Below are 7,016 nucleotides of genomic sequence, written 5' to 3' on the forward strand. Positions count from 1 at the left end.
GCCGCACGATACTGGAGATGTGAGCAATGATTGGGAAGATTCTCGCCTTCCTGCGCGGCAGAAAGTCTCCCTCGGAGCTGTCACGATCAGGCGCATGCGCAAAACGCCTTGAGGACGATATCGCAGGTGAGCTGTTCGGCATTGAATATTACGACAATCAGGGCAATTTCTCCCTGCGCGATATCACGGTCAAGGCAGTCTGGCGGGACGCGCGCGGCACGCTGAAAGTTTCGGCCCACTGCCACCAGGCAGACCAACCCCGGACATTTCTGGTCGAGAACATCCGCACGCTGGTGCATGGCCGCACCAAGGGCGTCATCCGCAACCCCACGGCATACCTTGGACGCTATGCGCAGGATGCCACCCCTGAATTGCGCGCTGAAAACAGCCGAACATATGAAGCGGCCTTTCAGGTTCGGGAATATACCCGCCGCCCGAGATTTGCGAAGCCAAAGCCCTTGAGCGTGCCCAAGATGCGCAAGGAATTGCGGGATCTGGTGCGCCCCACAGCCGTGCTGCTGATGGCCGTCGCACATGCCGATGCCGACGGCCGGTTATGCGAAGAAGAAGTCTGGCTGATCGGCGATCTGGTGTGGGAAGGCGCGCGCAAAACCTACACCATCTACCAAACCGAAATGCTGATGGAGATGGTGGAAGAGATGGTCGCCTTGCAGCCCAGTGCGAACATGATCAACCGGGCACTCAAAACCACCATCGAGCGCGGGGCCTTTCCGCTCAATATGCCCGAATGGCTCATTTACATGGCCAGGGCAGATGGCCCTGTGTCTGAGGGTAAACGTGCCATCATGACACAAATGCTCACCACCTTGCGCCGACTCTCCGCCGCCGGCACCCCACCCCATCGCACACCCCCGCCCGCATGAGTGCGCGGCCACCCATCGCATTTGCCGCCCTCTGGCTGGCCATCATCCCGGCGCAGGCGGAGCCGCTTGCCGGGCGCGCCAGCGTCATTGATGGTGATACAATTGAGGTTCACGGCACGCGCATCCGCTTGGCGGGCATAGACGCCCCGGAAAGCCGGCAGATCTGCACCCACAAAACCACCGGCGCGCGCCAGCGCTGCGGGCAACAGGCCGCGCTCTGGCTGGCAGACTGGATCGGCCCCCGCCCGGTCACCTGCACCCCCGCAGGCCGCGACAAATACCGCCGCACCCTCGCACGCTGCACCGTGGCCGGGCAGGATATTGGCGCAGCCATGGTGCGCGCCGGCTGGGCCCTGCCCTACATGGCCGGCGGCAAAGCCTACAAGAGCGAGCTTCGCGCCGCTCAAAAGGACAAGGCAGGCCTCTGGGCCACCCGCTTCAAGCGCCCATGGGAGTGGCGGCGCCCGCAGAATAGAAAATAATCGGGAGTCAGCGCCTATAATATAAACTTCTGACATGAGGTATATACCCAATAGTCATAAGCTCATGTTTCTTATCCGGGAATACAATATCCTTAAACTGCCAGATAACATAAATTCTGTTCGAAATATCCAACTCTGAATACCCAAAATCTAGACACAATTCAACAGATCCGGAAATATATTCCAGTTCCATGTAAATTGAAATTGCATGAAATTCAACACTCTGACGCCCCCCAGAAACCACTTCCCCATCAAGACACTTCACCTGGCTTTTCATGTCATTAATGCAGAACTCACCGGATTCCAGACGAACGACCAATCGTTTTGGGCCTGAGTTTCTATTCAAAACAAAAGCGGAAATTTCTATTTTTGCGTCATCTTTACGGGCACGCAAATGCAAACGGTCAGGCTTGAAATCATAATCGCTGCGCCTGGACAGATCCCACCCCTCGAACACAGGGGCTGCATCGCCATCTATAGCCGGGCCATGAACTTCATCTACTAAATTTATTTCAGGCTTTGCCTGAGAGGAGACTGATAAGGCAATTTCAGGAGCATGGCCCAAGACATGCGGGCTAAGGGGCGGAGCGAGTTCCTGCCCCGCCCGCGCATCCCATCGACGCCCAATGGCATCGACCCAAATTCCAACGAGTAACCCTCCTAAAGCCGCCGCGCTGATTTGACCCCAGAATGAAGTTGCGATTGCGTAAAAGGTTGGGAATACGCCCTCAATCATTGTGGTAAGGAGCGCGTCCCCCCTCCACTTCACAAAGGCATGGTTCAGGTTTGCCACAACAAATGCCCCCATCACGGAAGCTGCCGCAGCCCAGACCCAGCGTTTCATTTTGCCCCACATAGCCATAGGGCCATGTAGCACCAACCTCCACCTGAAGTGGAGTCATCGCGCCATCTCGGCCGATCATATTCGTGGCGTCAGGAAAATGATCCATCACCCCTCCCCAGCCCGCCCCACCGGCGGGCTTTTTTGTGCGTCTTAAAAACCAAATACCGCACATACTAGAAAACTAGTTGACAGGAAAACAAGCAAACTAGTAGCCTCTCCCCAATCAGACGGGAGAGCCCCATGCATCACACACCCGGCGCGCCTCTTGCCGCCCACCCTGCCCACCAGCTCCGCAAGGCCCGCGCGCTGGCCCGCGATATCCGCGAAAGGGCCGCCGCCACCGGCTGCACCACACAGCAGGATCTCAAGGCCATGGGCTGGTCTGCCCGGCAACTGGCCATCCTCACGCCCATTGCCCTGAAAATGCTCCCCGCCACCCTCGATCTTCTCAGCCCGTTCGCGGTGGAGGCCGCGCAGCTGTCCGATATGAGCGGGAGCCCCGCCCATGGCGGATAAGCCTGGGCGCGATCTGCCGCGCCACCGCCCCGCATCCAGCATCAAGCCGCCCCATCACGGGGCGCGGCCCACGCTCACCCCCGGCCAGCGGTCCAGCCTGCGCAGCATCACCCCGCCGCACACCCCTGTCGCCCCCGGATTCTGGGCTCGCGACCCCGGCGTGCTGCTGGCGGTGCTGGCCGCAGAGAGCTGCGTGGCGGCCGTCATCATCCTCATGTTTTTCTGGAGCCGCTGATGCGCCGCCCACACCCTCCCATCCGCAGCGCACTGGCGCGAGGCCGCATGTGGGATCTGGCCAACCCCAACCCGGTGGATGTGGATTTCCGCACCATCGCCGCCGGGCTGGCAGCCATCTGCCGGTTTAACGGCAGCACCGTGCTGCATTATTCGGTGGCCCAGCACAGCGTGCTTGTGGCGCGCCAGCTCCCGCCCCGCCTGCGCCTCGCCGGCCTGCTGCACGATGCGCACGAGGCCATGATGGGCGATATCACCCGCCCCATGCGGGAGGCGCTTGTGCGCCTCGCCGGGGCCAGCGCCCGCAAACTCGCGGAATTCGAGATGGCGCAAATGGAGGCGGTGCACCGCGCCGCCGGCCTGCCCTGGCCACTCACCCCGGAAGACGCGATGGCCGTGCTGGCAGCGGATAACCGCGTGCTCACCACCGAATGGCGCGACGTGATGGCGGAGGGTGCCGCCCCCCACTACGGCCCCAGCCGGGAACACCGCAAAACATGGCCCGCGCTGCCTTTCACCATCCGCCCCCAGCCCGCAATGCAGGCCGAGGAATCCTACTGGCAGGAGATCGCAAGCCTCCTGCCACCCCACCACCTCAAACCCGCCGCGTGAGGCCCTATGACAATATCGACCGAAACACCGGCGCCGGCTGATGCGCAAAGCAACGCCCCTACGGACGCTCCAGCCGGCTTCGCAAAGGACCAGCTCCAATCCTTCATCGAGCGCTACGAGCGCCTTGAGGAGGAAAAGACCAATATTTCCGAGGACATGAAGCTGGTGCTGCAGGAGGCGAAGTGCAGCGGCTTCGATATCAAGGCGCTGCGCACCATCCTGAAACTGCGCAAGGAAGATCCCGACGCACGGCAGGAGCACGATGCGATTGTGGAGCTTTACGCCGCTGCCATCGGCATCACCCTTTGACCCCTTCCGCCCGATGCCGATCCGCGCCGTCACCGGGCAGGATCGCGCCGCCGGCTCCGGCCGGTCCGGGAAAGCCCAGCCGAACCGGCGGCGCACCTCACATAACGAGTGAATGCCATGACGGACGATGCCAACAAAACCCGCGAGATGTCGGAACGTATTGCACGGGTAATCAACCCAGCGCCGTTCTTGGCTTTCGAGCAGCTTTATCAACTTTCCATTTCACAAGGTGACAATGAAAAGACCGCGTTCAGGTGCGCTGAGTGGGTTTGCGGGTCCGAAATCCGCAAGGCAATACGTACTGCATTTGATGTGCTCGATTACCTCCGAGACAATCTGACCGATCAGATGCGCTTCGCTGTGTGGTTCGAACAGTACAAATACAACGGCGCATCTGACGCAGACGCAGCAATTCTTGCGACCAAACGCTTTGTTGATGAGGAGCAGAAGGCGCAAGACATCAAAGCATTCTCGGCCATGATGGATGCGGCCAGATACGGTCTACCTGAAAACGTGCAGGCCGCCTTCGCGGGGGCCGACCGATGAAACTCACCCTCACCCGTGACGTGCTCCTGCCCGCGCTCACCCGCGTCAAGAATGCGGTCCAAAAGCGCACCACCGTGCCGATCCTCGGCAATGTGATGATCCGCGCCATCGGGGATCAGGTCACGTTTTTTGCCACGGATCTGGACGCGGAAATGAGCACCACCGTGGCGGCGGAGGTGACAACGCAGGGTGAAACCACCCTGCCCGCGCACACCCTGTTTGATTTTGTCCGCAAGGTTGCGTCTGGGCGGAGCCTGACCCTTGCGGATGACGGGGCGAGCTGCGCCATCACGGCCGGGCGCACCCGCGTGGTGCTCCACAGCCTGCCGGCGGCGGATTTTCCGAGCCTCTCCAGCATCGCGCCGGCGGCAACATTTACGCTGCCCGCCGCCCGCCTTGCCGACATCCTCGCCCGCACGCGCTTCGCCGTCTCCACAGAGGAGACGCGCTATTATCTCAACGGCATCCATCTACACGCGGGGGATGATGAGGGCCAGCGCGCCCTGCACGCCGTCGCCACGGATGGCCACCGGCTGGCCCATGAAACCCTGCCCCTGCCAGCGGGCGCGGAAACCCTGCCCGCCATCATCATCCCCAAAACCACCGTCGATATGCTGGCTCATCTCCTGCGCACGCTGGAAAATGTGGATGTGGAGATCTCCGCCAGCGCCAGCCATATCAGCCTCGCCGCCGGCCCCACCCGCCTGACCAGCAAGCTGGTTGATGGCACCTTCCCGAATTATGGACGCGTCATCCCCACTGGCGGCACCAGCATCGTGGTGATGGAAGCCGATGCGCTCAAGGCCAGCGTGGAGCTTCTGGCCACCATCGCATCAGATCGCGGCCGCGCCATCAAGCTGGCCTTTGGGGCAGAGCCCGGCACCCTCAATGCCAGCGTGAGCAATCCAGATGCCGGCACTGCCAGCGATACGGTGCCGCTGGAAATGGAGGGCGAGCCGGTCGAGATCGGATTCAACGGCCGCTATCTCGCGGATATTCTGGCGGTGCTGCCCGGCCCGCGCCTGCGCATCGCCCTCAAGGATGGCGGCAGCCCCGCACTCATCACCACACCCGATCAGGATGGCTGGGAGGCCGTGCTGATGCCCATGCGCGTCTAGGAGCCACCATGCCCGGCACCCCTTGCATACCCGACCTTCCCGGCTGGCGGAACGCCCCGGATCATTTCTACGGCCTGCCCGACCGCTTGATCGCGGCGCGGCTGGCAGATCACGGCTACCTCACCGAAAGCATGTATTGCCGCATCTGCAATGGCGAGCCGCTCGAAGACCCGGAAGACATTCTGGAGCATCCAGATCTCGCCCGCGCACGCGAGGAAATGGTCGGCGGGCGGCGGCAGGAAGCCCTCATCTGGCTGGAGCGGTTTTTGGGCCATCCGTGGATTGGAGCGCTCACCCATGGCTGAGATCATCATCACCCCCGATATCACCGTCGAGAGTGCGGCCCGCTGCCTCATGGCCCACGCCCGCGCCTCATTTGCGCCCCTCATGTCCCAGCCGGTGCCGGGGCAAGATGGGCTCACTCGCACGGTGCGCGTGCAGATAGAGGTAGAGGCCGGCATCTGGAGCAAGGCCCTCACCCATGGCGGCACCGCCGCCTGGCGCGACGTGCTGGCAGAGCGCGCCCGCCAGATCGAGGCCAAGGGCTATGACGCCGCCCATGATGATGGGCACAGCAGGGGCGAGATTGCCCTTGGCGCGGCCGCCAAAGCCGCGTTTGCCACCGCGCATCTCTGGCCAACACAGGATTATCTGGCGCTGCGCATGCACGCGCGCTGCCTCTACCCCTTCCAGGGCCACCTCTCCGGCAACCCCGACCGGCGCACCGAACTGGTGCAATCCGCCGCAATGCTGATCGCCGAAATCGAGCGCATCGACCGCGCCGCAACCGCAGGAAATGAAACATGCTGAACAGCCCGCACGCCGATCCGCAAACCATCCAGCAGCTTGAGCACATGCTCAATCTGGCCCGCGCCGGCAAAATCACCGGAATCGCCATGGTGGCACTGCCGCGCGATGGCGCGCCCGTCTTTGGCGCCAGCAACAGCGCCGTTAACGCCGCCACAATCGGCGGCATGGACATGCTCAAGGCCCGCCTTGTGGACGCCGCCAACCAGCATGCGGGGGCATGACCATGGCTGGCAGCGTGAACAAGGTCATCCTGATTGGCAATCTGGGGCGAGATCCAGAGCTGCGCAGCTTCAACAATGGCGGGCGCGTCTGCAATCTCAGCGTCGCCACCTCGGAAAGCTGGAAGGACAAGGCCACCGATGAATGGCGCGACCGCACGGAATGGCACCGCGTCGTCATCCTCAATGATCGCCTGATCGACAAGGCCGCGCGTCTGCGCAAGGGCATGAAAATCTACATTGAGGGGCAGATCGAAACCCGGAAATATCAGGATAAATCCGGCCGCGACGCCTACACCACAGAGGTGGTGCTGCGCCCCTTCCGGGGGGAACTCACCCCCCTTGAAAGTACCTCGGCCGATTATGACTATCGCGGCGCGGCCAGCCAGGGCGGCGAAATCGACGATGAAATACAGTTTTGAGGGAGGCGAGGATGGAAGAGA

12 protein-coding genes and 1 pseudogene are annotated in these 7,016 nt (G+C 62.1%); 12 read left to right on the plus strand and 1 reads right to left on the minus strand.

The genetic code is table 11. The features are described 5' to 3' along the window. The first annotated feature begins 26 nt into the window (after positions 1 to 26). Positions 27 to 884, plus strand: a complete 858-nt coding sequence (locus ACT6QH_RS02075) for a hypothetical protein (protein ID WP_444973153.1) — start codon at positions 27 to 29, stop codon at positions 882 to 884. Next, positions 881 to 1,366: a thermonuclease family protein gene (locus tag ACT6QH_RS02080; RefSeq protein ID WP_444973154.1), complete on the plus strand. Its 486-nt coding sequence runs from the start codon at positions 881 to 883 to the stop codon at positions 1,364 to 1,366. Before ACT6QH_RS02075 ends, ACT6QH_RS02080 begins: the two co-directional genes overlap by 4 nt. A gap of 7 nt (positions 1,367 to 1,373) precedes the next feature. Here ACT6QH_RS02080 and ACT6QH_RS02085 read toward each other — a convergent pair whose 3' ends face one another. After that, on the minus strand, positions 1,374 to 2,210 hold the full coding sequence (locus tag ACT6QH_RS02085) for a hypothetical protein (protein ID WP_444973155.1): 837 nt from the start codon (positions 2,208 to 2,210) through the stop codon (positions 1,374 to 1,376). Positions 2,211 to 2,450: 240 nt separating this feature from the next. Here ACT6QH_RS02085 and ACT6QH_RS02090 point away from each other — a divergent pair, with 240 nt between their 5' ends. The 10 genes and pseudogenes from ACT6QH_RS02090 to ssb all read left to right on the plus strand — a co-directional run. Then, positions 2,451 to 2,726: a hypothetical protein gene (locus ACT6QH_RS02090; RefSeq protein ID WP_444973156.1), complete on the plus strand. Its 276-nt coding sequence runs from the start codon at positions 2,451 to 2,453 to the stop codon at positions 2,724 to 2,726. Next, positions 2,716 to 2,961 (plus strand): hypothetical protein, encoded by a 246-nt coding sequence (locus ACT6QH_RS02095; RefSeq protein WP_444973157.1) that lies wholly within the window; start codon positions 2,716 to 2,718, stop codon positions 2,959 to 2,961. The genes ACT6QH_RS02090 and ACT6QH_RS02095 overlap by 11 nt, the downstream gene beginning before the upstream one ends. Beyond that, a complete protein-coding gene (locus ACT6QH_RS02100) occupies positions 2,961 to 3,572 on the plus strand; it encodes a hypothetical protein (protein WP_444973158.1) in 612 nt (203 codons plus the stop codon). The genes ACT6QH_RS02095 and ACT6QH_RS02100 overlap by 1 nt, the downstream gene beginning before the upstream one ends. Before the next feature lie 6 nt (positions 3,573 to 3,578). Then, positions 3,579 to 3,881, plus strand: coding sequence for a DUF2312 domain-containing protein (locus tag ACT6QH_RS02105; protein WP_444973159.1), 303 nt, complete (start codon positions 3,579 to 3,581; stop codon positions 3,879 to 3,881). Between the two features lie 117 nt (positions 3,882 to 3,998). Further along, positions 3,999 to 4,427 carry a hypothetical protein gene (locus tag ACT6QH_RS02110; RefSeq protein ID WP_444973160.1) on the plus strand — a complete coding sequence of 143 codons (429 nt, stop codon included), beginning with the start codon at positions 3,999 to 4,001 and terminating at the stop codon, positions 4,425 to 4,427. Further along, entirely contained in the window at positions 4,424 to 5,545 is a 1,122-nt protein-coding gene (gene dnaN / locus ACT6QH_RS02115) for a DNA polymerase III subunit beta (protein WP_444973161.1), read from the plus strand. Before ACT6QH_RS02110 ends, dnaN begins: the two co-directional genes overlap by 4 nt. A gap of 8 nt (positions 5,546 to 5,553) precedes the next feature. Beyond that, positions 5,554 to 5,850: a hypothetical protein gene (locus tag ACT6QH_RS02120; RefSeq protein WP_444973162.1), complete on the plus strand. Its 297-nt coding sequence runs from the start codon at positions 5,554 to 5,556 to the stop codon at positions 5,848 to 5,850. Beyond that, entirely contained in the window at positions 5,843 to 6,355 is a 513-nt protein-coding gene (locus tag ACT6QH_RS02125; protein ID WP_444973163.1) for a hypothetical protein, read from the plus strand. The genes ACT6QH_RS02120 and ACT6QH_RS02125 overlap by 8 nt, the downstream gene beginning before the upstream one ends. Then, on the plus strand, positions 6,349 to 6,576 hold the full coding sequence (locus ACT6QH_RS02130) for a hypothetical protein (RefSeq protein WP_444973164.1): 228 nt from the start codon (positions 6,349 to 6,351) through the stop codon (positions 6,574 to 6,576). The genes ACT6QH_RS02125 and ACT6QH_RS02130 overlap by 7 nt, the downstream gene beginning before the upstream one ends. Positions 6,577 to 6,578: 2 nt before the next feature. Further along, a pseudogene (ssb, locus tag ACT6QH_RS02135) lies at positions 6,579 to 6,968 on the plus strand (single-stranded DNA-binding protein); the annotation flags it as partial. Positions 6,969 to 7,016: the final 48 nt, after the last annotated feature.

The organism is Haloleucobacter albus, assembly GCF_052492075.1.

Excerpts from the sequence above, each read along its gene's own strand:
- ACT6QH_RS02075 (WP_444973153.1), top strand. The coding sequence starts at position 27 with ATGATTGGGAAGATTCTCGCCTTCCTGCGCGGCAGAAAGTCTCCCTCG.
- ACT6QH_RS02080 (WP_444973154.1), top strand. The coding sequence starts at position 881 with ATGAGTGCGCGGCCACCCATCGCATTTGCCGCCCTCTGGCTGGCCATC.
- ACT6QH_RS02085 (WP_444973155.1), bottom strand. The coding sequence starts at position 2,210 with ATGAAACGCTGGGTCTGGGCTGCGGCAGCTTCCGTGATGGGGGCATTT.
- ACT6QH_RS02090 (WP_444973156.1), top strand. The coding sequence starts at position 2,451 with ATGCATCACACACCCGGCGCGCCTCTTGCCGCCCACCCTGCCCACCAG.
- ACT6QH_RS02095 (WP_444973157.1), top strand. The coding sequence starts at position 2,716 with ATGGCGGATAAGCCTGGGCGCGATCTGCCGCGCCACCGCCCCGCATCC.
- ACT6QH_RS02100 (WP_444973158.1), top strand. The coding sequence starts at position 2,961 with ATGCGCCGCCCACACCCTCCCATCCGCAGCGCACTGGCGCGAGGCCGC.
- ACT6QH_RS02105 (WP_444973159.1), top strand. The coding sequence starts at position 3,579 with ATGACAATATCGACCGAAACACCGGCGCCGGCTGATGCGCAAAGCAAC.
- ACT6QH_RS02110 (WP_444973160.1), top strand. The coding sequence starts at position 3,999 with ATGACGGACGATGCCAACAAAACCCGCGAGATGTCGGAACGTATTGCA.
- dnaN (WP_444973161.1), top strand. The coding sequence starts at position 4,424 with ATGAAACTCACCCTCACCCGTGACGTGCTCCTGCCCGCGCTCACCCGC.
- ACT6QH_RS02120 (WP_444973162.1), top strand. The coding sequence starts at position 5,554 with ATGCCCGGCACCCCTTGCATACCCGACCTTCCCGGCTGGCGGAACGCC.
- ACT6QH_RS02125 (WP_444973163.1), top strand. The coding sequence starts at position 5,843 with ATGGCTGAGATCATCATCACCCCCGATATCACCGTCGAGAGTGCGGCC.
- ACT6QH_RS02130 (WP_444973164.1), top strand. The coding sequence starts at position 6,349 with ATGCTGAACAGCCCGCACGCCGATCCGCAAACCATCCAGCAGCTTGAG.